This window comes from Streptomyces sp. Tek67B01, assembly GCF_055231995.1.
The window spans coordinates 90,377-110,889 of the sequence record NZ_JBUYUY010000001.1; the positions used below are offsets into that span (position 1 = coordinate 90,377).

Annotated in this window: 18 protein-coding genes and 6 pseudogenes; 10 read left to right on the forward strand and 14 right to left on the reverse strand. The window is 68.8% G+C overall.

Annotated features, from left to right (window positions below; all coding sequences use genetic code 11):
* Window positions 1-33: 33 nt before the first annotated feature.
* Together ACV7NM_RS00470 and ACV7NM_RS00475 are read right to left on the reverse strand one after the other, a co-directional pair.
* The gene (locus ACV7NM_RS00470) at window positions 34-423 is read right to left on the reverse strand and encodes a hypothetical protein (RefSeq protein WP_030773773.1); all 390 of its coding nucleotides are present in this window, start codon (window positions 421-423) and stop codon (window positions 34-36) included.
* A 182-nt stretch (window positions 424-605) separates the two neighbouring features.
* On the reverse strand, window positions 606-827 hold the full coding sequence (locus ACV7NM_RS00475; protein ID WP_463408314.1) for a hypothetical protein: 222 nt from the start codon (window positions 825-827) through the stop codon (window positions 606-608).
* A 373-nt stretch (window positions 828-1,200) separates the two neighbouring features.
* Here ACV7NM_RS00475 and ACV7NM_RS00480 point away from each other — a divergent pair.
* Window positions 1,201-1,572, forward strand: a pseudogene (locus ACV7NM_RS00480) (transposase); the annotation flags it as partial.
* Window positions 1,573-1,711: 139 nt separating this feature from the next.
* Here ACV7NM_RS00480 and ACV7NM_RS00485 read toward each other — a convergent pair.
* The 5 genes from ACV7NM_RS00485 to ACV7NM_RS00505 all read right to left on the reverse strand — a co-directional run bounded on the left by ACV7NM_RS00485 (window position 1,712) and on the right by ACV7NM_RS00505 (window position 7,517).
* A complete protein-coding gene (locus tag ACV7NM_RS00485; RefSeq protein ID WP_463408315.1) occupies window positions 1,712-2,281 on the reverse strand; it encodes a lytic polysaccharide monooxygenase auxiliary activity family 9 protein in 570 nt (189 codons plus the stop codon).
* Window positions 2,282-2,651: 370 nt separating this feature from the next.
* Window positions 2,652-3,749, reverse strand: a complete 1,098-nt coding sequence (locus tag ACV7NM_RS00490; RefSeq protein ID WP_463408316.1) for a hypothetical protein — start codon at window positions 3,747-3,749, stop codon at window positions 2,652-2,654.
* 7 nt (window positions 3,750-3,756) lie between these two features.
* Window positions 3,757-4,035 carry a hypothetical protein gene (locus tag ACV7NM_RS00495; RefSeq protein ID WP_463408317.1) on the reverse strand — a complete coding sequence of 93 codons (279 nt, stop codon included), beginning with the start codon at window positions 4,033-4,035 and terminating at the stop codon, window positions 3,757-3,759.
* A 154-nt stretch (window positions 4,036-4,189) separates the two neighbouring features.
* On the reverse strand, window positions 4,190-5,200 hold the full coding sequence (locus ACV7NM_RS00500) for an arabinan endo-1,5-alpha-L-arabinosidase (protein WP_463408318.1): 1,011 nt from the start codon (window positions 5,198-5,200) through the stop codon (window positions 4,190-4,192).
* Between the two features lie 226 nt (window positions 5,201-5,426).
* The gene (locus ACV7NM_RS00505) at window positions 5,427-7,517 is read right to left on the reverse strand and encodes a pectinesterase family protein (RefSeq protein WP_463408319.1); all 2,091 of its coding nucleotides are present in this window, start codon (window positions 7,515-7,517) and stop codon (window positions 5,427-5,429) included.
* A 481-nt stretch (window positions 7,518-7,998) separates the two neighbouring features.
* Here ACV7NM_RS00505 and ACV7NM_RS00510 point away from each other — a divergent pair, with 481 nt between their 5' ends.
* Complete coding sequence (locus ACV7NM_RS00510) at window positions 7,999-8,265, forward strand: hypothetical protein (RefSeq protein ID WP_463408320.1); 267 nt, start codon at window positions 7,999-8,001, stop codon at window positions 8,263-8,265.
* Between the two features lie 360 nt (window positions 8,266-8,625).
* Here the strand turns inward: ACV7NM_RS00510 and ACV7NM_RS00515 are convergent, their stop codons facing one another.
* From ACV7NM_RS00515 to ACV7NM_RS00525, 3 genes and pseudogenes are all read right to left on the reverse strand, one after another.
* A complete protein-coding gene (locus ACV7NM_RS00515; protein ID WP_463408321.1) occupies window positions 8,626-9,390 on the reverse strand; it encodes a hypothetical protein in 765 nt (254 codons plus the stop codon).
* 247 nt (window positions 9,391-9,637) lie between these two features.
* A pseudogene (locus tag ACV7NM_RS00520) lies at window positions 9,638-10,223 on the reverse strand (alpha/beta fold hydrolase).
* A 242-nt stretch (window positions 10,224-10,465) separates the two neighbouring features.
* Window positions 10,466-11,530, reverse strand: coding sequence for an ABC-2 transporter permease (locus tag ACV7NM_RS00525; RefSeq protein WP_463408322.1), 1,065 nt, complete (start codon window positions 11,528-11,530; stop codon window positions 10,466-10,468).
* Window positions 11,531-11,609: 79 nt separating this feature from the next.
* Between ACV7NM_RS00525 and ACV7NM_RS00530 the strand changes: the two genes are divergently transcribed.
* The 4 genes and pseudogenes from ACV7NM_RS00530 to ACV7NM_RS00545 all read left to right on the forward strand — a co-directional run bounded on the left by ACV7NM_RS00530 (window position 11,610) and on the right by ACV7NM_RS00545 (window position 13,786).
* Window positions 11,610-12,074: a MarR family winged helix-turn-helix transcriptional regulator gene (locus ACV7NM_RS00530; protein ID WP_463408323.1), complete on the forward strand. Its 465-nt coding sequence runs from the start codon at window positions 11,610-11,612 to the stop codon at window positions 12,072-12,074.
* Between the two features lie 395 nt (window positions 12,075-12,469).
* Window positions 12,470-12,778, forward strand: a complete 309-nt coding sequence (locus ACV7NM_RS00535) for a hypothetical protein (RefSeq protein WP_463408324.1) — start codon at window positions 12,470-12,472, stop codon at window positions 12,776-12,778.
* Window positions 12,779-13,175: 397 nt separating this feature from the next.
* Window positions 13,176-13,261 (forward strand): annotated as a pseudogene (locus ACV7NM_RS00540) (hypothetical protein); the annotation flags it as partial.
* A 36-nt stretch (window positions 13,262-13,297) separates the two neighbouring features.
* The gene (locus ACV7NM_RS00545) at window positions 13,298-13,786 is read left to right on the forward strand and encodes a sensor histidine kinase (RefSeq protein ID WP_463413797.1); all 489 of its coding nucleotides are present in this window, start codon (window positions 13,298-13,300) and stop codon (window positions 13,784-13,786) included.
* Between the two features lie 225 nt (window positions 13,787-14,011).
* Here ACV7NM_RS00545 and ACV7NM_RS00550 read toward each other — a convergent pair.
* Window positions 14,012-14,388, reverse strand: a pseudogene (locus ACV7NM_RS00550) (MarR family winged helix-turn-helix transcriptional regulator); the annotation flags it as partial.
* A 275-nt stretch (window positions 14,389-14,663) separates the two neighbouring features.
* Here ACV7NM_RS00550 and ACV7NM_RS00555 point away from each other — a divergent pair.
* The 4 genes and pseudogenes from ACV7NM_RS00555 to ACV7NM_RS00570 form a co-directional block, all read left to right on the forward strand.
* Window positions 14,664-15,737 (forward strand): alkene reductase, encoded by a 1,074-nt coding sequence (locus tag ACV7NM_RS00555; RefSeq protein ID WP_463408325.1) that lies wholly within the window; start codon window positions 14,664-14,666, stop codon window positions 15,735-15,737.
* Window positions 15,738-15,823: 86 nt separating this feature from the next.
* Complete coding sequence (locus tag ACV7NM_RS00560) at window positions 15,824-16,717, forward strand: Rossmann-fold NAD(P)-binding domain-containing protein (RefSeq protein WP_463408326.1); 894 nt, start codon at window positions 15,824-15,826, stop codon at window positions 16,715-16,717.
* 322 nt (window positions 16,718-17,039) lie between these two features.
* A pseudogene (locus ACV7NM_RS00565) lies at window positions 17,040-17,207 on the forward strand (SDR family oxidoreductase); the annotation flags it as partial.
* 546 nt (window positions 17,208-17,753) lie between these two features.
* Window positions 17,754-17,939 (forward strand): annotated as a pseudogene (locus tag ACV7NM_RS00570) (hypothetical protein); the annotation flags it as partial.
* A 337-nt stretch (window positions 17,940-18,276) separates the two neighbouring features.
* On the opposite strand, the gene ACV7NM_RS00575 reads toward ACV7NM_RS00570, so the two are convergent.
* The 3 genes from ACV7NM_RS00575 to ACV7NM_RS00585 all read right to left on the reverse strand — a co-directional run bounded on the left by ACV7NM_RS00575 (window position 18,277) and on the right by ACV7NM_RS00585 (window position 20,504).
* Window positions 18,277-18,891 carry a DUF7134 domain-containing protein gene (locus ACV7NM_RS00575; protein ID WP_463408327.1) on the reverse strand — a complete coding sequence of 205 codons (615 nt, stop codon included), beginning with the start codon at window positions 18,889-18,891 and terminating at the stop codon, window positions 18,277-18,279.
* Between the two features lie 125 nt (window positions 18,892-19,016).
* Window positions 19,017-19,283 carry a hypothetical protein gene (locus ACV7NM_RS00580; RefSeq protein WP_463408328.1) on the reverse strand — a complete coding sequence of 89 codons (267 nt, stop codon included), beginning with the start codon at window positions 19,281-19,283 and terminating at the stop codon, window positions 19,017-19,019.
* 522 nt (window positions 19,284-19,805) lie between these two features.
* Complete coding sequence (locus tag ACV7NM_RS00585) at window positions 19,806-20,504, reverse strand: alpha/beta fold hydrolase (protein ID WP_463408329.1); 699 nt, start codon at window positions 20,502-20,504, stop codon at window positions 19,806-19,808.
* Between the last annotated feature and the right edge of the window lie 9 nt (window positions 20,505-20,513).

Here is a 20,513-nt window from a genome sequence, read left to right on the forward strand (position 1 = left end):
GAGTTCCCGCGGTCATCCCAGAAGGCTGCGCGGTCAGCGCCGGCCGCCGCCGATGCGGCGGTCGTCGGCCAGTGCGGTAAGGGGGCCGAACTCGCGGGCAAGCTGGTTCCACGTCAGAACCTCGCCACAGCGGGCCGGGAACTCCTTCGGGTTGAACTCGGGCATGGTCCAGGTGCCAGTGCCCCGGTCCCGCAGCCACAGGTCCCCGTCACCGTCGACCACAGTCGGCGGGACCGGTACGGGCTCGGCCTGATCGGTGGGCTCCCAGGTGACCCGGCCCGGGTGGGAAACGCGGCGCAGCTCGGTGGTGGCCAGCCGCGCGGCCAAGTCACGGGTGGACTCTTCGGCGTCCTTGACCGACGTGAGTCGGAATGCGTCGTCAAGTACGGGCAGGGCTGGATTCTTGCTGCGCTTTGAACTCATACGCTGACTACCTCCGGTAAAGGGGCGGCACATCCGTCATGGCACCCCGTGGAGGAACACGGTATCCGAGGCGGGAGCCGGGCCGGCTACGACCACTGTCCAGATGGAGGCGCTGGCACACCGGGCGGTAGGGCTAGGTGGTGAGCTGGTCCTGGACGTGGCGCAACCCGTGGTGGTAGCGCTCAGATTTGGCGGTCCGGGTCTGAGAAGGTGAGGCCGCCGGGGGCGAGCGGACGTCGGGCCGGGGCGGGTGCGGGCTCGGGCTCGGTCTCGCCGGGCGGCTGGCGGAAGTAGGCGCCCTGCTCGACCGGCACCAGCCGGCGCCCACCCGCCTGGGCGGGTACGGGAGCGTCGGAAGCGGGGTCGGAGAAGGCGGGCAGCGAGAGCGGTCGACGGTCGGTCATGATCCCTAGTCTCCCAGGTCCGGCCCTGCGGTTAGGACCAGGCGGTGATCGCCTTTCCCCACAGCCCACCACACATGCCCCCTGCCAACTCCCCTGCGGCTTCAGCGTGCTGTGCTCAGCCGAGTAGGGTCCGTTGGCTGACGCAGCCTTCAAGCCGAAGAAGAACATGCACATCTTGGACGACCCTTCAGGTCGTCTCGTAGTAGGCGGCGGTCGCCTTCCGTCCGTGCCATGCCGCATGGCCTTCGTAGACGCCAGGGCGCGGGAGGGTCATTTCGCCTGCGGGTCCGTAAGTGAGCTGGTTGATGACGAGCAGACCGGTCTCGGACTCGAGGGTCACCGCGATGGTTCCCTCGGCATCTGTTGATGGCGCTTCACGGGCTGCCTCAACCTCCTGCACAAGTACATCAACCAAGGCCGCGCGGACGCCGGCCGCAGCCACATCTCCCCACGCAGACTCGCCCGGATGCTCCTGACCAGGCCAAACAATCTCAAGGCCGGATATCGCGATCTCCTCGACCAGCTGACCGCTGCCTGCCCTGAGATGACCCACCTGGCCACCACCGTCCGGATTTTCGCCCCGCTCCTGAAGCCTCAGCCCGAGAACGCCGACGCGCTCGATCACTGGATCTCCCAGGTCCGTACTGCCGACCTGCCGCACCTACACGCCTTTACCCGCGGCCTCGAGCGAGACCGCGACGCTGTGATCGCCGTGGTCACACTCCCGTACAGCAACGGCACCACCCCCCGTCACCACCGAATGTGAGACAGAGCCGTTTCTTTTACAGTCCCACCACGGGCCGCTTTGTGGCCGACGAGCGCTGTGTGCCGGCCCTGCCGTTGTGGCGGGGCCGGCATCCGGTCGCGCCCGGGGCGCGGTGGTCCTACGTGTACTGGAGGTCGATGACCTGGTAGAAGGCGTGGCCGGTATCGGCGACCTCCCACACTGCGAGCAGGACCTGGTGCCCGGCGCCGCGCTGGGGCAGGCGCATGGCGTGGGTGGTGGGCTCGCTGGGGACGAGGTCATCGGCCGACCAGTAGGGCTGTCCGCTCAGCTGGACGCTGTGGAAGGGCTCCTTGTCGAATTGGGCTCGGGACAGGGGCTGGGTAGGGTCCCAGCCGTTCTTCGTGAGGAAGTAGTTGAAGCGGCGGGTCTTGTGGGGCGCGTGGAATCCCCAGGTGAGTTCCAGGTTCTCGCCTGAGGTGACCGGGTGCTTCTTCCAGTCGGTGCCGACCTCGTCCAGGGAGGCGGCGAAGTCCTTCCCGGCGCTGGCGATCTGTCCGTCCGCCGGCGGTTGGGCGTTGACCACGTCGTCCGCGGCGAAGGGATCGCGCAGGCCCGCCTCGTTCGCCGGGAAGAACTTACCGGCCTCCAGGCCGTTGGCCTGCCAGCTCTCCAGGTAGAGCTGGGCTCGGGAGGGAGGAGAACTGACGGCTCCATGCTTGGGTTGCACGAGATACTCCTTACGCTCGGTGTGAATATGCGTACGGAATGTTACAGGCGGGTGTGCTCCTTATCCGCTCATTTCTCTCCATCTGGCCAGTCGGCCTGAAGGAGCCGACCGGGTCGAAGTGGTGCTGACTCGTCTCTTGACCTGTGACGATCCCTCTTCGCCGGCAGGGCCGGGCGCCTGGCTCAAGCTGCATCGACCTCGCCCGGTACCGCCGCCCGCGAAGGACGCGTCCTGGTCCCCGCGGCCACACCGAGGAGCTGCCGGACGGCCCGGTACGACTTGGGGCACGGCTGTCCAACACCCGCACCCGCCACGAGGGTCACCCCGGAGCAAGGCGAACGCCTGGCCGTCGTCGGCATCGATTCAAGAGTCACGAGGAAGGCGGCAACACCGGCTGGTGCTGGTAGCCGGCACACGATGGACACTGCCCCAGCCCACCATGGGACGAATTCAATGGCCGCGGTGGATGAGAGGGCCGTCCAGCGAGCAACGGCGCAAGGCAAACGCCGATCCAGGTCCATGGCGTCCCTTTGCCTACCAGCAGAGCAGACAGCGGTGTCAGTGTTCCGAACGTGAGGAGCAGCCATATCCACACAGTGACAGGCAGTCGCGTGTGCCCGATGCGGCTACTTTTGTCCGCCGCACTGATCTTGACGATGTGGTCTTTCCAAATGTCGAGGTCTACGGCGGATCCGCTGTGCACGGCACGGTAGAGGTCGTGGTCGACCACGAGGTCGGTCTCGGTCTTCCCTGATGGCCTGGTGATGGTCAGCCGGTTGGGGCCGGCGTCGTCCCCGGGCTTCATATCCGCGACGTGTCCGGTTTCCCGGCCTAGGCAATCGTCGTGAGCGGTGGCAATGACAGTGGGGGCGCATCGTGGCGTGTTCTGGGGTGCCATCGTGTCCTCGCGGAGATCGACTGCTTCGACCAACCCGAGGGCGAAGGCTGCCGGGCCGAGGATCAAGGTGGACCGCGCGTCCGGTGTAGAGCACAGCCAAGCGCATCCGACGCGAGTTCCACTGGTTCCGTTTTCGCTGGTTCTGCGGCGCCCGGGGCCGTCCTGTTCCGGCGCCGCGGGCGGCTGCCGGGTTGGCGGCCCCGGCAGGTCGAGAGCTCTGGGATGCCGCGCTTTCGGTGCTGCTGGTGGTTGTTGGCGAAGCGGAAACAAGTACATTCGGCGGATCAGGTTCGTCGTCGGGCTCGGCCTGCTGCTGCGCGTAGGCTCGGTCCACGACGCCAGTGCTTCCGCTACCGCCTGGGCGGCAGCGGCTTCGCGGTCCTCAGCGGAACGGATGCGCTCGATCTCGCTCTGCGAATCCAGCAGGCGCCCAAGGAGGTAGTCCGCCTGCTCCTCGGATTCGGCGAGGGCCCGGAGCGTATGGGCCAGCCCTTCCTCCAGAGCCTCGATCCGCTCGCGGGCCGTCGCCGACAGGCGCTCTGCTTCCGCCTGACGGACACGCTCGTGCACATCAATTTCAGTCTGCGTCGGCAATCCGCTGCTGGGCGGAGTTCAGCCGGCTCCGTTCCCGGTCGCGGGAGCGCATCAGTTGCTGCTCGACCTTCTTCATCAGCGCATCGCGCTCGTAGGCGGCACCGTACTTCTCGGCGCGGATGGGACTGACGGTTTCCAGGGCCGCCAGATGGTGGGTCCGTGTCACCACGCGGACTTCATCGGTGACCGGAGCTCCCTCTGGACGCCCTGCCCGCAGCAGCTTGTCGACGAAGCCGGCGGACGGAACCGCACGTCCGTTCACGTACAGGGAGATCTTGCCCGTGTCCTTGAGGACCGCAGCCGCTTCCCGATCCGTGGCAGCGGTGGGGCACGCAGGCCCCACCACCCGTCCCGCGCGAGGCTGGGGGCAGGCGGTCCCTGACGCGAACCGCTGCCACCCCTCCGCCGAGCCCCGGTCAGTACGCGGTGGGCCAGCCGCCGCTCCAGTTGAGCCGGTTGAGGCCGAGTTTGGGAGCACCGCCGTCCGTGCCGTCGTAGTAGTGGTAGACGAGCAGGTCCCCGTCGGCGTCGGGCATGATGTCCTGCCCGCCGGGGCCGATGACGGATCCTTGTGAGGCCATGACCACGGTGCCGCCGTTGTTGTTCATCGCGACGCCGTTGCGGTCGTAGTAGGGCCCGGTGGGGCTGGTGGCCCGGCCCACCTTGATCTTGTACGTGGAGGCAGTACCGCTGCAGCACGTGTCGTACGAAGCGAAGAGGTAGTAGAACCCGTTCCGCTTGACCACGGTCGGGCCCTCCACCGCCCTCACCCCCGTGGAGCGCGAGGCAAGCGGGTAGCGGGTGGTGTCCCCCGCGTTCTGCTTGCCGGTCTTTGGGTCGAGTCGGATCATCTTGATACCGCTCCAATGGGAGCCGAAGACCAGCCACCACTTGCCATCCCCGTCGACGAACAGGTCGGGGTCAATGGCGTTGAAGTCGCTGCCGGCCGTGGAGGAATAGACGATGCCCTGGTCCTTCCAGCTGCCCGGCGTCCCGGTCGTGGAGGTGGCGAGGCCGATGGCCGAGTTCTTGGAACCAAAGCCGGAGACGGCGTAGTAGATCAGGTACCGGCCACCGTGATAGGAGAGGTCGGGTGCCCACGGATCGTTCTCGGACGAATAGCGCGACCACCAACGGGGCGGCGAGGAGAAGGCGTTTGCGTTGTGGCTGAAGGCGACGCGGTCGGTGGAGGTGCGGTACTCCAGGTAGCCGTGGGTGGAAAGGAGCAGGTAGCGCCCGTCGGGGGCGCGGAGCATGGTCGGGTCGTGGACCACGACGTCGTCGGTGACCCTCCCGGGGCCGGGGTAGGCGGACGCGCTCGACGGCATCAGGGCCAGCATGACGGCGGCGGGCAGGGCGAGGAACGAAGATCTGCGCAGAGTGCGGCTCACGCGCTTCTCCTTCGGGTGTGCATCGGGAATGGACATGACGTTGTCGTTCGAAATAGCGGCTGCCGTCCGTGAGTTCGAGCAGCAGGTGGCAGGGTTCCCATGACGGAAGTGGCGCTCGTGGCGTGTCCCGCTCCGGATACCCACAGTGCAGGGCCCTGTGGATCCCGCGCCGGGCCTGCTGCGGACGGTTGGGGAACCTCCGTCGCGCAGTGCTTCGAGTTCCGCCCGGCTCGGGCGTCCCGGCTTACCCCCGGGCCGGGGATCAGACGCCGGTGGGCTTCCAGTCGCCGAACCAGTCCGCCGTCTCCTGGCTGGCGGCCTGGGCGTCCGTCAGGTGCGGGCGGTCACCGCCGGCGGCGCCTGCACCCGGGCCCTCGTTTCTGTACTCGGCGAAACGGTCGTTCTTCCAGGAGAAGCCGCCCATGTCCGTCCAAGGAGCGGCCTTGACGGCCGCGCCGAGGATGCTGTCGCGGATGGTGGTCTGCGGGTCGAGGCTCGCGTCACCGCCGGCGTGCCATGGGCGGCCGAGGTAGAAGCTCCGGGCGGACACGTCACCGTCGATGGTGGTGCGGGTGATGAGGAAGCCCTTGCGGCCGGCGGGGGTGCTGGACGCGGTGACGTACCCCGCCGAGGTACCGTCCCAGCGCTTCTTCAGGGAGAGCACGGATTTGTCGATGACCGCGGTGGCGCGGCCGAAGACGAAGTCGGTGTTGCCGATGACGTAGGAGTTGGTCAGGTACACCCGGCCCGTGCGGTCCTTGCCCGCCGTGTCGAGGAGCAGGGTGTCCTGGTCGCCGCTGATGATGAGGGCATCCAGGAGGATGCGGTCGGCGGCGGTGCGCAGCGCCACCGCCTGCTGGCCGTCCAGCTGCTGGTGCTTCGCCTCGTCGAAGTCGTTGGAGATGGTGAGGTTGCGGGCCTGGAAGTCGTCGGCCTCCACGGCGACGGTCGCGCTGCCGCCGGTGCCGTAGGTGCCCGAGCCGTCCGGCTTGGTCATCCCGGCGGCGTGGCCTTCGACGATGACGGTGTCCTTGCGGCTTCGGCCGACGCCCTCGAACGTGATGTGCGGCTTGTTCGCGGGGACCCTCACCGTCTCGCGGTACGTGCCGGGCGCGATGCGGATCACGACGCGCGAGGTGTTGCCCGCCGGGACGGCGTCGACGGCCTTCTGTACGCTTTTGTACTGGCCGCTGCCGTCCTTGGCCACGGTCAGGGTGCTCTGCGCGACGGCGGCCGCCGTTTTGGCGTTCACCATCGTGCCGATGGAACTCTGCGGCCCCGCGCCGGACCGGAGGAGCGCGGGGACCTCGGCCGCATTGTCGAGGCGGTAGTCGTAGTACGCCTTCGGATCGAACGCGGTGCCGCCGCTCTCGTTGCGGCCGCTGGTGCGGGTGAAGACGTTGCCGCGCTGGACCAGACCGGCCGTGCCGTCCTTGATGACGGGGTTGTTCACGCCCTCGAAGTAGCTGTTCTCCAAGAGCATCTTCGTCCGACCGCGCGCGTAGTTGCCATAGGACGACGCGATGTCGGTGCCCGGTTCAGCCTGGAGGTAGTTGTTGTAGAGGTGGGCGTGCGCGACGTTGTCGGTCGACGGATTGCGCTGCTCGGTCTCCCGGAACCAGTTGTGGTGAATCGTCAGGTTTGCGGTCACGTTCTCGGTCCAGCCGATGCCGAACGTCTTGTTGTTCTCGCTCAGCCTGTTCCAGGACACCGTCACGTAGGTGGTGTCCTTGCGGCTGTCTATCAGCCCGTCGGCCATGTGCCGCAGATTGTTGTGGTCGATCCAAACGTGGTGTGCGCCGTCCATTTGGATGGCGTCCCAGTCGTGTTCCTTGTCGTTCCAGATCCCCTGGTACGAATCCCGGATCGTGAGATTCCGGATGATCACATTGTGAACGCCCTGACCGAGGAAGAAGCCACCGCCCACGATGTGCCCCGAGGTGCCAGCGCCGACGATCGTCTTGTCGGAGGCGACCTTGATCTCCTTGCCCTTGGGGTTCATCGAGATCGCGGCGGCCACCACGATGACGTACGGCTCCCGGGCGGTCGCGTACTTCTCCAGATCGGCGAAGGTCCGCACGGTGACCGTCTTGCCGCCTTTGCCGCCGTCCGTACCCGCCTGCCCGAGCGCGTGGACCGACGCGAAACCGTCAGCAGTGTCGTTGGCCCAGGCCGGCACGGCGGCCGCCGCCCAGGCCGCCATGGCCTTCGGCTGCACGTCCTCTCCGAACACTCCGAAAGCCGTGCCGTAGGCCATGACTCCTGCAGCGGCCAGTGCCAGCGGGACCCCTGCCAGCAAGGTCGTCTTCTTTTTGCGGTGCCGCGCCTTGCCGTGGTCTTGCAGCTCGGTCATGCGTGTATTCCCAATCTGTGCATGCATGCGTGGGGGCGCCCGTAAGAAACGGGCTGCTCAACAGTTGCCGCAGAGTCGAGAATGGTTGCCGTCCCGCCGAAACGCTTGCCTTCGCCGCTGCCCGGGGCACAGGTACACCAGTACGTACCCGGCTACCCGACGTGCAGTTCAAGTGATGTCGGACCGGGCGAGGGCAAAGGAGCACGCCGGCCCTGGCGAGGTCCTCGGGAACCGCCGGGCCGGCCATGAGGTACCGCCTCTACGAGCCGGCCCATGACTACGCTGCCATGGCCCTGGACCACTTCAGACCCCCAGGTGCAGTCGGGGGTGGGCGGCATCCCTGTGCGCCCGCGGTCTGGCCTCTTCGCACTGCCCCGTCAGGCTGCTTGGGCGGGAGGCGGCGCCTCAAGCGGCCTGACGCCCAGTGCGGTCAGCCGTTCCTGCTGCTCGGTCGACAGCTGAGCCCGGGTGCTCGGCTGTTTTGCCGTGCCAGCCACTTGCCCAGGTCGTCGCCTTCGAAGAGGAAGCCGGGCTGGATTTCGGGCAGCACGTCACCGACCTCGGCGTCGACGAGGTCCGCGAGGACGCGGTGGTGGCGTTGCCCGTTCAGTGGCCAGGGCAGTCCCAGTCCTGGTCGGTCGCGAGCTCGACCAGGCGCAGCGACTCCTACCACCGGGCCACCCGCCACCTCGCACCCCCACACGACGCCGTGTGGGACCGAGGCGACAATGGTGGTCAGTCCATATAAACGAAGATGAGACACAGAGCCGCACCGGACAGGTGTCAGGATCAGGAACCAGAAATCCTGCCGCGACAAGTGGTGCCCGTAGGGCAGCACATGTCCAACCTCCGGCGGACGGGCGTCAAGACGGCCTGCGCAGGGGTCCGGCATCCACCAAGGGGGCGACCTTGCTTCCACAGGCGCATCCAGACCCTCACCGGGTGCTGCAGGCTCTGCATCACGACAACCGGCGCCCTCACCCGCCGGTAACTGTGCCACGGTGCCGACCGACCGCAAGCACCGCCGGGCCTGGGGGGCGCGACAATGCGGGCCGAGGACGGCGGGGGGCTCGCTCTGGTGGTCGGGCCCGTCATCGTGCGGGCTCGATCAGCCTGCCACGTGCTTTTGCCCTTCGTCATCGAAGGACCACTCTTGCGCAGCCAGTGCCCAAGCCCGGTACTGAAACCGCATCAGCACCGCCAGTACGGCGATACCCACCACCCCGCCCGTGGCGAATCCGGCGACGGCCGAGTGGTCGGATACGAGCACGGCGAGCAGGCCCGCAACCGAGCCGGCCAGGACCGCGGTGACCACGCCGATCATCCCGGCGATCGTCCGGAAGACCTGCCAGTACCCGCCGTGCAATCCCTGGAGGGCAAAGCGTTGCGAGGGCGGGACACTGGCCAGGTAGTCGGTCAGCTCGGGGGCTACCTCGAAGTAGTAGGCACGCAGCCGAGCGATCCGTTGGGCGTAGCGGAGGTCTTCGATCCCGGACTGGAGGACCCTGTCGAAGGTGACGACCCCGACGAACGACAACGTGGACAGCAAGATCAGGCCGAAGGCGTAGAACGCGGTGCCGATGCCGGTCGCCGTGGTGATCAGCCCGAGGGCCACCATCCCGGCGGACACCGAACCGATGAACATCGTCGCCCGGCTGGTCGATTCGCTGGTCGTCGCGGCTCGCGCTCCCTGCAAGGTGAAATGCTCGGTGGTCACGAATGTCACGGCGGCCTGCCGCGGCACTCGGTCATGTGCCCCAGTCCCTGCGTTCTCGTCGGCGCTCGTAAGACCACCAGCCTTCTGGAAGCGAACCACATGTCTTGCCGATGATCTCCTCGGACAGGACCGGACATCCAGCACCACCTGCCGCATGTCGAGGAGCGCAGGGGCTCTCTCCTTGGGCCTCAGGCGGCACTCAACCGATGCGGGATACCTCGTCCGATGAGCTGCGTCCATGTGAAAGTCGGGGTGTCGGTATCTGTGGGGTTGCGACGCGTGCCGGCGCGCCGAGGGCCGGTTCGGCGGTGTCCTGGGTTCGTCGGTCGGCTTCTGCCGCGAGAACGGCCCCGGCCCCCGCAGGATGGTGGTGGCGGAGGGCCGGTCGGCGGCCGGGTACGTGTCAGCCGAAGAACTGCTGGAGTTCGCGGGTGAGGTCTTCGGGTCGCTCCTGGGAGAGGAAGTGGCCGGCGCCCTTGAACTCCACGTAGCGCACGTCGCTCGCTTTGCCGTCGAGGAGGGCGGGGACGAAGGCGAAGTTCAGGCCGCCCGTGGCCAGGACGGGCATGGTCAACTGACCGTAGGTGCGGGCGTCTTCGATGTCCTGGCTGAAGGGTGGCTCGGGGTGATTGGCGGCGAAGGCGTAGGCGACCATCGCACCGATGTCCTCACCCGCGATGTTGACCTTCTCGTGCCCGAGGTGACGGACGAGTTCGTAGATGTCGCGAGCCATCGTCTTCTTGTTGTAACCATCGGCGGGGCTTGGCCGAGGCGGCCATGCCGCAGTAGTCGACGGCTATCACATGGTAGTGCTCGGCGAGGGCGGGCATGACTTGGTGGAACTGCCACCACGTCTGGGGCCAGCCCGGCAAGAGCACCAAGGGCTCCCCCTGGCCGCCGGTCACGTAGTGCAGGCGGGTGCCGTTGACGTCGGCGTAGTGGTGCGCGAAGCCCTCGAGAGCTGGTTCGGTGATGGGGGTGGTGGTCATGTCCGTCCTTCGTTGTTCCCGGCTAGTAGGGCGGTCCGGGAGGGGACGTGTGCCGGCCTGGCGGGGAACGCAGCACGAGCCGGTCGAGGCTGATTTGTTCGCCGTCGCCGTACAGCTTCTGCCGGCGGCCTGGGCGGGGGCCTCGTCATGAGAAGGACCTGTTTCGAGGCCGAGGCCGACCCCGCAAGCCCCGCGAACTTCGGCAGTTCGCGGGGCCGGTGAGGGCAGGCGGCAGACATCCCTCAGGCGGTGCGCAGCCGGGCCTTGCGGGCGCTGCGGGTATCGCGCAGGTAGAGCAGGGCCACGCAGGCGATGATCCAAGCGGCCAGCACGGCGAGGCCGGACCACAGGCCGTCAGCGTGGAAGTAGGACATCCCCTGGAGGGCGCGCACCCCCGCGCCGACGGGCAGCACGCCGGACAGCGGATGCAGCCAGTCGGGCAGGTAGAAGGGGGGCATGACGCCGCCGCTGGTGGCGTTGCCGAAGATCAGCAGGATCACCGAGGCGATGGCGGCGCCCGCGGATCCGGTCCATTTCACGATCGCCATGGTCGCGCCGCCCGCCGCCATGGCCATCAGACCGGTCACCGCGGCCGTGCCGGCGAAGGAGCCGGGGAGGGCGCCGAAACCGGTGTCGCCGGCGAGGAGGGCGACGATGATGCCGCCGAGGGCGCCGAAGAGGGTCAGGCTGGCGATGCGCTGGCGAAAGCGCAGAGCGGGCGCGGCCTGGTAGGTCATCATGCCGAAGAGGTAGCCGGCCAGGACCAGGCCGAAGGCGGCGTAGAAGACCGACAGGCCTCGGGTGTCGCCGGCGGACACCGGCAGGATGTCCTCGCCGGCCGGGGGCGGGCCGTCCTGCGCTGCGGCTTGGCCGAAGGCGGCGGTCAGGGTGCCGGTCACGGAGGGCCCATTGGCGCCGGCGTAGAACAGCTTGCCGCTGCCCTGACCGAGGTCGGGGAGGTAGGCGGCGTAGACCTCGCGGTGCTCGACCGCCTCGCGGGCTGCGGCTTCGTCGCCGTAGGGCCGGACCTCGAAGCCTCCGGGCAGGGCCCGCTCCAAGTCGGCTTCCAGGCGGTGCGCCTCGGCGGCGGTGCCTACGGCCGCGACGGGGAGGTCATGCGGGCGGGGAGCGTGGAAGGCCGCGAGGTAGACGCTCACGAAGATCGTCCCGATGGCGAGCACGACGGCGACGGGCAGCAGAACGCCCTTCAGGCCGGAGCGAGGATGCGGTTCGGGGGCGGGATCGGGTATGTCCCCGTGGTTGGCCGGTAGCGCATCGGCAAGATTCAGGGGGGTGGGGGCTGGCATGAGGAGAACCGTCCACGAGTTGTAAGGTGCCTGATAACCGAAGCAGTAAAACATAAGTTGCCTTACAAGTGCAGTCCATGTGAGCGAGCAGCCCATCCACACCGGCTATCTGGCCTGGCACTTCGCCCAGGCCATGGCCACCCGCCTGGAGAGAGAACTGCGCACTCTCGAGCTGAACCTCGCGCAGTACAACGCCCTCCAGCACGCCGAGCGCCAGCCGGGGATCTCCAGCGCCGACGCCGCCCGTCACGCCGGCATCACCGCCCAGTCCATGGGCTCTGCCGTGGCCAGCCTCACCGACCGCGGGCTGCTCACACGCTCGCCCCATCCCACCAACCGCCGCATCCTGTGCCTGCACAGCACTCCCGACGGCTCCCGCCTGCTGGAGCAGGCGAGAGAAGTCGTCCGGCAGGTCAACGAAGAGGCGCTGGCCGTTCTGGAACCTCCGGAGCAGACCGCGGTCCACCGCCTCCTCCACCGCCTGGTCGCCCACCTCAACCCCGACGCACTGCCCCCCACCCCCGGCCCCGAACAAACACCCTGACCGTGAGCCCGCCGTCCACTTCGTTGCCGTGGAGGGCCTACGACGTCCCACCGCCCGCCCACCGGTGGGCATGCGCCACACATCTGGGAGTGCCGGGCCAGCAATACTTCAGAGCTACGCGGAAATGCGGCTCCGCAGGGTGACGACGGCCACGACCGGCAGGCCCTGACTTCGGTCCGAGACCCCCCAACCCCCAAGCCAGGAACCACCCAACGGGTCACGCCGCGCCTGTTCACCGGTCGTCACCGTCGCGGTGCCGCCCCGTGCGGTGCACAGCGACGCCTCCTGCCCCTTCCATTCGGCGGCCACAGCCGACGCAGCGCTCAAGCCATGAACACTGCTCCCCCGGCCCGCCCCCGCGCCCGGGTGACAGCCGTACTCCATACAGGGACGCCGTGAACGACATACCCCCGGCCGACCAGCCCCGGGCCGTGAAGGCGATCCGGAAGGCGACGCGCCTTCTGCGCCAGCACCTCCTGACGCTCAGGTCCGCCCCACTTGCGCCCCTCGCGCGGACCCGGCTCGGCCGGCTGCCCCACTCACTCATCTCCGTGGCCGCTGTAGTCATCCTCATCGCCGACAGCGACCAACTCGGCCACCGCAACGAACTCGGCCGGGCTACGGCATCCTCCTCGCCCTGCTGCAAGGCGGCGCCCTGCTCCTCGCCCTCGCCCACCCCGCGCCCGCCTCGTGGCTGTCCCTGACAGGGGCCGGCATCGCAGCCGCTGCCAATACTCCCCACCTCGTCGACAACACGCCCTGGCCCTGGACCGTCCCCGGCCTCGTCGCACACGCCGCGGTACTCCTCCTGCTCTCCCTACGCGTCCGCGCCCCCGCAGCATGCGTGGCCCTCGCCGCCTCCGTCGTCATCCCGCCGTGATCGAGCTCGCGGCCACCGGCCCGCACCAGACCAACACCTTCCTGACGCTGGTGCTGTTCTCGCTCGCCGTCGTTCTCGGCGCCACCCTGCGCGGCCGACACACAGCCCGAACCCAACTCGCCGAACAGTCCGCGCTCACCACCATGGAACGAGCCCAGCGCACCCTGCTCCGGGAACGCGGACGCATCGCCCGCGAACTGCACGACGTCGTCGCCCATCACATGTCGGTGATCTCATCCAGGCCCACGTCGCCCCCCACCTCACCCACAGCCCGGCCGAGCTGGCGGAAAGCCTGGCGGGCATCCGGCAGAACGCACTGGACGCCCTCACCGAACTTCGCCGCATGCTCGGAGTACTGCGCTCCGACGACACCGACAACCCCCACGGCCCGCAGCCCAACCTCGACGACCTCGATGCGCTCGTGGCCAACGTCCGCGGAACCGGACTGACCGTGACCACCGAAATCACAGACCGCCCCACACAGCCCCTCGATCCCGGCGCGCAGCTTGCCCTCTACCGCATCGCACAAGAAGCGCTCAGCAACTGCCTGCGCCACGCCCCCGGCGCCCACGTCCACCTGCGCCTCGCCCACACCGACGATGTCCTCGAACTCGACATCACCAACACCGCCTCCACTTCACCCGCTCCACCCTCCCCCGACTCCGGCCACGGACTCCTCGGCATGCGCGAACGCACCACCATGCTCGGCGGCCACCTCACCGCCGGCCCCGATGACATCGGCGGCTACCGCGTCAGCGCCCGCATCCCGCTCAACGGACTCCTCACCGCCCACCGCGACGACGACATGTGCACGGAGAAACGCACCACATGACACCGGTTCGCGCGGCGACGTCCGACCGCGGGGGCTCTATGTCCTTCGTCAAGGGCCACGGGGCGAGGCATCGGTCACCGCTTTGCACCCTGGGCGCCGCTGCATGTGACCGGCCTGACCCTCGGGTGGTGCCGCCTGGCCGCCGGCTTCCTGTTGCGCGTGGCGGGCCGTGGCGAGGGCCAGATTTGCCTCGATCTGCTCCAGGATCTGGACAGCCTCGGCCTACCGCTCACCGGGCAGTTGCCCGGCGGTACATTCCTCCAGCTCCGCCCAGACCTCGTCGACCTGGTGCCGCAGGACGAGGCTGGCCTCGGTCGGCTCGATGATGGCCGCCCGCTTGTCGGTGGGGCTGGGGCGGCGGCGAACGAAGCCGGCGTGTTCGAGCCGCTTGACCGTGCGGGTCATGGTGACGGCGTCGGAACCAGCAGCCGGACCAGGTCGATCTGACGCTGAGGCCCCAGGTCCCACAGCTGCATCATCACCAGTTCCTGGCCGGGGTGGAGGCCGACCCGGCGCAGGAGCTGCCCGGCGAGCATGCGGTGCAGCCGGGCCACCCGGATGATCGCATGAGCCAGCAGCCCGGCCTGGACCGAGGGCGGCATCGGCATACCGGCCGCCTCGGCAGCATCAGGTCCGGATGCCTCGGAGGCTGGGCCGATCATGTGATGCTGCGCTCCTTCAGGTAACTGCTCGAACATCTATGTCCGAGCCCTGCCCTCTATAGCGACCAGGACCGAGCGCTGACAGAGTACAAAATCCGTCCTCTCCAGTCGAGTCGCATGGGGCGGGAATGCCCGGGCGACTTTACTTGTTCGAACAGGTAATGTGATGCATGTCGGCGGTCCTGCGAGGGGCCCGTACGAACGAGGAACGAGACATGAACAAGGCTTTCGCCCCCCACGACCTGGCCGGCACGCGTCTGGCCAACCGCATCGTGATGGCGCCGATGACACGCAGCCGCGCCTACGGGCCCGGCCAGTCAGCCACTGATTTGATGGCCACCTACTACGGGCAGCGCGCCAGTGCCGGCCTGATCGTCACCGAGGGCACCCAGCCGTCAGCGGTCGGTCAGGGCTACCCGAACACCCCGGGCGTCCACTCCGCCGAACAGATCGAGGCGTGGAAGAAGGTCACCGACGCCGTCCACGAGCGTGACGGGGTGATCTTCCTGCAGCTGATGCACACCGGGCGGGTCGGCCACCCGAGCCTGATGGGCCTGACCCCCGTCGGCCCCTCTGCGGTCAAGGCCGCAGGCCAGGTCTACACCCACCAGGGCCCGCGGGATTTCGTCACCCCGCACGCGCTGACCGAGGCCGAGATCGCCCAGACCATCGCCGACTACGCCACCGCCGCCCACAACGCGGTCGAGGCCGGCTTCGACGGCGTGGAACTGCACGGCGCCAACGGCTACTTGATCCACCAGTTCCTCGCCCCGAACTCCAACACACGAACCGACGGATGGGGCGGTTCTCCGGAGCGCCGCATCCGCTTTGCGGTGGAGACGGCGAAGGCGGTCGCCGAGGCGATCGGCCCGGAGCGGGTCGGTTTCCGCATGTCGCCCGGCAACCCCTTCAACGACATCTCCGAAACCGACCAGGACGACGTGGAGGTCACCTACTCCGCCCTGGTCGAAGCCCTGGCCCCCCTGAAGCTGGCCTATCTGCACCAGATGGAGTCCCCCGGATCCCGCGAGCTGACGGTTCGGCTGCGCCGCCAGTGGCCGGGCACCTTCATCCTCAACCCGTTCACCGGCAACGAGCCCACCGGCCCCCAGGAGCTGGACCTGATCGAGGACGGCACCGCCGACCTGATCGCCTACGGCGCCCTCTTCCTGGCCAACCCCGACCTACCCGAGCGCCTCGACCGCAGCGGCCCCTTCAACACCCCCGACCCGGCCACCACCTTCGGCGGCGACGAACACGGCTACACCGACTACCCCGCCCTGCCCTGACCCGACACACGCAACCGGACCAAGGAACGAAGGCACCCGCAATGAAAGCTGGCCCCCACAGCCCGGCAGCGCCGAAGAAGCCAAAAATGCGGCTGAACGGCACCGTCGACCGCACGACCACCATCGACACCCCCTCCCTCGAGCAGCTGGAACTCACATCCAGGCGCGTACTCGTCGTCGGCGGGACAGGCGGCCTGGGCCGGGCCGTGGCCCAGCAGTCCCTGGCCCTCGGCGCCCAGGTGACCGTGGTGGGACGGACCCTCCGCGACCACACCACGGACCGGCTCACCTTCGTCCAGGCGGACCTGTCCTCGATGCGCGAGGCGGTCCGGCTGGGCAGGGACCTTCCCGCGGAAACCTACGACGTCGCCTTCTTCTCGCTGGGGATCATGGCGGCCAAGACCCGCGAGGAAACCCCCGAGGGCATCGAGCGGGACCTGGCCGTCAGCTACCTCAGCCGCCTCGCGCTCCTGCACGGCCTCGGCCCCAGGCTGGGAACCGCCCGCCCGAACAGCGCGCCCCAGCCGCGGGTGTTCATCATGGGAGCACCCGGTACCGGCAACACCGGCCGGCTCGACGATCTGAACTCCGAGCACGGCTACAAACCGATGGCCGCGCACATGAACACCGTCGCCGGTAACGAGATCCTCGTGCTCGCGGGCGACCGCAGACTGCCTGGCCCGGCGTACTTCGGCCTGAACCCTGGATTGATCAAGACCGATATCCGCTCCAACTATCTGGGGGAGGGCAGCCTCCTGCACCGACTGGCCGAAGCCGTGGTCGGGCTGGCCGGCCCCTCCCCACAGACCTACGCGGCGAGGATCGTCCCCCTGCTCTTCACCGACGACCTCAACGGCCGCACCGCCCTGATGTTCAACAACAAGGCCCAAGTGATCCTGCCCAGCGCCGGACTCGACCCGGACTACAACGACCGCTTCCTGGACGCCTCCGAAGCACTCCTGCGCCGCACCACCCGCTGACCTCAGGAGGCGGAGACGGCCCCTTCACGGAACCGGGCGGCCGGCCTCCGGTCACCACCGACGACATGCTGCACACCGTGCTGGGACGCCGGGCCGCAGGCGAGACCGTCGAGACCATCCAACCTGATCACCGGCAAGCGCCGGGGGCAGTCCCCGAGCGTCGCCAGCGTCTACCGGGCCCTGGTCGAGCACGCGGACCCAGCGCCAACTCGCCGGCCTGTAGTAGCCGATCAGCGGGTCGGAAATCACATCGAAAGTCATATCGGAAGGTGAGCTAAACCCACATGTCACGTGCCACCTTCATTGAACGCAAGGCCGTCTCGGAGCGAGCAAGGGTGCCCTGGACCGGATCACGCTGGCCGCTGCCTGGGAACTGGCCGCACTCGGCGTGACCGCCAACGCCGTCAACCCCGGCCCGGTCGACACCGGCTGGATGACCGACCGCGCTCGCGAGACGCTCCAGGAACACCTCGCCGACGCGCCGACCGGTGGGCGCGCACCACACGTCGCCGCCGCGGGCCTGACGGCCGTGGCTGCCGGCAGCACGCCGCCGACCCGGAGGACCGCCCGGGCCGCGTTGCCCGGCACCGGCCATCATGTACCTCAGGTCGGCCAGCGCTTTCAACGCCACCATCGGCGAGCGCACCGCCGTCTTGGACAGTTCCTGCGCCAGCTAGGCCAGGAGGGCGGTCAGCGGCTCGGGCAGGGGAACGGCTGCGTCGCGGACCACGCCGAGGTGGGCGGCGGCCTCGGCTTCCGGACCGCTCAGATCGACCGCCGCCTCCCACAACGGACCGTCCTCGTCGAGCTGTCCCAGGCCAGCGGGTACTCGGCGCGAACCGCACCCCGACCCAGGGGTACCCGGGGCCGGCGGCCGTCAGATGCTCGGCGACCAGGCGGGCCGCCTCCGTGCGCAGCCGGCCCGCCTGGTCGTGGCGGCCGAGGATGAGGAGCTGCGGGCGGGTCAAGGTGCCGGTGACGGCCCCGATGCTCGCCTCGGCGGTATCCCGGCGGCGGACCTTGATCTGCCCGACGCCTGATCGTCTACCCGCCCGACACCCAGGGCGGGCGCCGGGTCCGCTGCGACGGCGAAATCCTCGGCCACGCCCTCGACCCCCGTGATCTTCTGGAGTTCCTGCGGCAGGCCGGCCTCGACCCCCACGACATCCGCCCGGACGACGTCGGCCTGATCGAGTGGCGCGGCGGCGGCCCCACCGTGTGGCGAGTGGCCTGCGAGTTTGCGGAGATCGAAGTCACCCCGCTTTGGCGGGCTCCTCGGAGTCTCCTTCGCGGCCGTGCTCTTCGCCGATGTCGTCCTCTCGATGGTCGTCTTCGCCGCGGGCAGGCCGTGGACTCCGGCGTCAGGTCCCTGCCCCGCCGCGGCTGGATCCGGCCGATCTTCGAGGACGACAGCGAGCCGTCCTTCGAGCGCTGGCTCGTCGGACGTCTGGAAGGGCTCGCACCCGGCATCCGTTCGCAAGCCGTGGCCGCCCGCTTCCTCCCGAGCGTGCGGCCCAGCGGCCTACCCTCTAGTTCCCGCTCCCGTCGCAGTTGTGCGGTCAGTTCGGCGAGTTGGACATTGCGCTGGGCGAGGTGGCGGCTTCCGGTGGCCCACGCCCAGACGACGCCGACACCGATGACGGTCTGCGCCAGCGACATTTCGATCGACAGGTGGGCTGCCAGGCCGGCTCCGATCCAGGCTGCCGCGGTGGCGGGTGCGGCCCACGCCGCCCGGCGTGCCGGGTTGCGCACGATGACCGTGTAGCAAGCGAACAGCGGTGACCACACGTTGACGACGGCTGGAACCCGGCCGCGGTGTAGGCGATGAGCGCCCCGCAGGAGAGGATGAGAGCCACCCAGGGGGCTCGCCGCCGCATCACCAGGGGAAGAGTCACCGCCAGGCTGAGGGTGATGGCCATCAGGCCGAAGGGCGGCCAGCCCTCGTCCTGGTATCGGGCGGCGAAGCTCTGCCGTCCGTAGACGATCGTCACTACCGCCATGCCACACGCCAGGACCGCGTCGACCACCCACGGATCCCACGCGCATCCGCTTTCTGGCCGCCTGCATTCCCGCAGAGTAGAGGCGGCCCGGCGTGGCGTCGTCCTCCCCCGGGTTGACCCCGCGAGGGCGGCGGCCGCCGCCCGTGGACAGCCTGCAGCAGGGTGAGGCCGCACGACAGCCCTGCTCCTAGTTCCTTGCCGGGGGCCCTCCCGCGCCGGGTCGGGCGTACACCGTGGGTATGAGGCGTGGCTGCTCTGCTGTGCCCGTTGCAGAAGCTAGGCCCACCCCCGGGTGGACATCACCGCCTTTCCCGCACCCCTGGACTGGGCAGGCCGGGTGCGAAGGTCGGGCTTTGCGCCAGACGGCTCGGGCGGAAGGGGAGGTTGTCCATGGAATTGGTCTTCGTCGTGGTGGCGTTCGGTCTGCCGATCGCAGCCTTCGTGGCCGTCATCGTGGTGGTGGCCGTTCTACCTGCCGCGCCCATCAACATGCGGCCGGGGCTCGCAGGCAGGGTGACCTGCAGAAGGAACCGCCGGGCGGTGTCTTCGCCGAGCCCGATGATCACGGATTGGGACGCTCGCGCGGTGGGTTCACCACCAAGCTGCACCTGGCTGTCGAGCAGGGCCAGAAGCCGATGTCGATCGTGGTGACGGCTGGGCAGCGTGGGGACTCGCGCAGTTCGAACGGTGCTGGAGAAGGTCCGCGTGCCACGCATCGGGGTGGGCCGGCCGGTCCGTCCGATCGAGTGGGCGCCGACAAGGTGTAAGCCTCCCACAGGAACCGCTCCTACCTGCGCCGCCGGGGGATCCGCTGCACCATCCCCGACAAGGTCGACCAGGTCCGTAACCGCAGGAAGCTCGGCTCCCGTGGCGGCCGGCCGCCGTGTTTCGGCCCGGTCGACTACCGCGAGCGCCACGCGGTCGAGTGCGGAATCAACCGCCTCAAGAGGCACCGGGCCGTCGCCACGCGATACGACAAGTTGGCGGTCCGCCATGAGGCGACCGTCCTCGTCGCGGCCATCAACGAATGGCTGTGAACGGCGCTCGTGAAACACGCCGACAAAGAGTCCGCAAGCGTGGAACTACGATCACTCCCCGACTGTGTCGAGGAGAATCTGCGCCAGCTCGCGCGGCTGGGAGAACATCGGCCAGTGGCCGGTGACCATCTCGATCAGCCGCCAGCGCTCGCTGACCAGTAGCTTTGCCATGTCGTCGCTCGGCTCGGGGTAACCGAGCGTGCACTTGATGTACGTCGCCGGGAGGTCACTGAGCGGCCGTTCCAGCACGGCGGGTTCGGTCAGCGTGGCGCCCGGGTGCGGCGTCGAGCCGCGAACGATCCGCGCGACCTGCTCATCGGTGAGACCGCGACCCTCGAAGTGGGCCGCAGGCGCGACCGGCCAAAATCCCCCGTTCTCGGCGATCGACGCCCTCAACACCACCCCACCGTCCGGCCAGGAGGAGACGAACGGTTCGCCATCGGCCGGAACACTGGAGTCGACGAAGACCAGGCCTGCCAGCCGGTCGCGGACCCGCTCGGCGGCCCGACCGACTGGGATGCCCGAGTAACTGTGACATACCAGGACGACCTCACGCAGATCGTGACGCTCGACCTCGTCAACGATGTCCTGAACGTGGATCTGCTGCCCGGCCGGCACACCTTGCTTCTCGGCGAGACCGGGCAGCGTCAGCGGGTAGACGCCGTGGCCGGCCGCTTTCAGATGCGGCACCACCTCATCCCACGCCCACGATCCGAGCCGCGCACCTGCAACCAGCACGTAGTTCGCCATGGCCGCACC

Coding starts and splice junctions, on each gene's coding strand:
- ACV7NM_RS00525 (WP_463408322.1), bottom strand. CDS start 11,530: ATGCCAGCCCCCACCCCCCTGAATCTTGCCGATGCGCTACCGGCCAAC.
- ACV7NM_RS00475 (WP_463408314.1), bottom strand. CDS start 827: ATGACCGACCGTCGACCGCTCTCGCTGCCCGCCTTCTCCGACCCCGCT.
- ACV7NM_RS00555 (WP_463408325.1), top strand. CDS start 14,664: ATGAACAAGGCTTTCGCCCCCCACGACCTGGCCGGCACGCGTCTGGCC.
- ACV7NM_RS00515 (WP_463408321.1), bottom strand. CDS start 9,390: ATGCGGCAGGTGGTGCTGGATGTCCGGTCCTGTCCGAGGAGATCATCG.
- ACV7NM_RS00585 (WP_463408329.1), bottom strand. CDS start 20,504: ATGGCGAACTACGTGCTGGTTGCAGGTGCGCGGCTCGGATCGTGGGCG.
- ACV7NM_RS00560 (WP_463408326.1), top strand. CDS start 15,824: ATGCGGCTGAACGGCACCGTCGACCGCACGACCACCATCGACACCCCC.
- ACV7NM_RS00470 (WP_030773773.1), bottom strand. CDS start 423: ATGAGTTCAAAGCGCAGCAAGAATCCAGCCCTGCCCGTACTTGACGAC.
- ACV7NM_RS00500 (WP_463408318.1), bottom strand. CDS start 5,200: ATGTCCATTCCCGATGCACACCCGAAGGAGAAGCGCGTGAGCCGCACT.
- ACV7NM_RS00545 (WP_463413797.1), top strand. CDS start 13,298: ATGCTCGGAGTACTGCGCTCCGACGACACCGACAACCCCCACGGCCCG.
- ACV7NM_RS00505 (WP_463408319.1), bottom strand. CDS start 7,517: ATGACCGAGCTGCAAGACCACGGCAAGGCGCGGCACCGCAAAAAGAAG.